Raw genomic sequence first — 1082 nt, 5'->3', positions numbered from 1 at the left:
TGTAACTCTTACGGTGGTTGTGAACGGCGTGGCAAAAGTTAAATAGGCGAGGGTCTCCGGTTCGATATGGGTTACCACACTCATCCGACCTACGGAGACCCTCGTGACCCACGCTAGCGCACCCCTGACCGAAACCGGACGACTGCGCCTGGCAAAAATTGTTGTCGAGTCCGGGTGGCCTCTGCGCCGGGCCGCTGAACGCTTCAACTGCTCACCGGCAACAGCAAAGAAATGGGCCGACAGATACCGCTCCCGAGGAGTATCCGGGATGCGCGATCTTTCCTCGCGGCCCTTGTCCTGTCCGCATCAAACACCGGCCCGGACCGAACGGCGGATCATCGCGCTGCGCTTCACCCGCCGCTGGGGCCCGCACCGCATCGCCCACCACCTGCACCTGGCCCGGTCCACCGTGGAGAAAGTCCTGCGCCGCTACCGCATGCCACGACTCTCACACCTGGACCAGGCCACCGGACTGCCGGTCCGCCGGCCCAAACCCGTCCGCTACGAACACAAGCATCCCGGGGACCTGGTGCACGTGGACATCAAGAAACTCGGCCGTATCCCCGACGGCGGCGGACACCGGATGATCGGCCGGTCAGCGGGGAACCGGAACAAAACCCGTACCGAAGCCAACCGCAGGCCCGGCTACGCCTACCTGCATCACGCCGTGGATGACCACTCCCGGCTGGCCTACTCCGAGATCCTCATCGACGAGAAAAAGGAGACCGCCGCCGGTTTCTGGCTCCGGGCCCGGGAGTTCTTCGAAGCCCACGGGATCACCGTGCTGCGGGTGCTCACCGACAACGGTTCCTGCTACCGCTCCCACGCCTTCGCGCAGGCTCTGGGGCCGGGCATCAAACACAAATTCACTAGGCCCTACCGGCCGCAAACCAACGGAAAAGTCGAGCGGTTCAACCGCACCCTGGCCACCGAATGGGCGTACGCGAAACCCTACAAAAGCGAAGAAGCCAGGATCGCTGATTACGATGCCTGGCTTCATCACTACAATCATCATCGACCCCATACCGGGATCGAGGGCCTCTCACCTATCGAACGCGTTCACAACGTCCGTGAGAGTTACA

At 62.8% G+C, this 1082-nt stretch carries 1 protein-coding gene; it reads left to right on the top strand.

Annotated elements, in window-relative coordinates; genetic code table 11:
• Nucleotides 1-103 precede the first annotated feature (103 nt).
• Nucleotides 104-1082, top strand: a 979-nt coding sequence (locus ACIQXM_RS18065) for an IS481 family transposase (protein ID WP_400934141.1), incomplete at its 3' end; no start/stop codon positions are given.

Origin of the sequence: Arthrobacter sp. NPDC097144 (assembly GCF_044762205.1) — a bacterium.
Taxonomy (GTDB): domain Bacteria; phylum Actinomycetota; class Actinomycetes; order Actinomycetales; family Micrococcaceae; genus Arthrobacter_B.
Note: the sequence above shows the minus strand (reverse complement) of the source record. Positions and strands in the feature narration are given on the sequence as shown.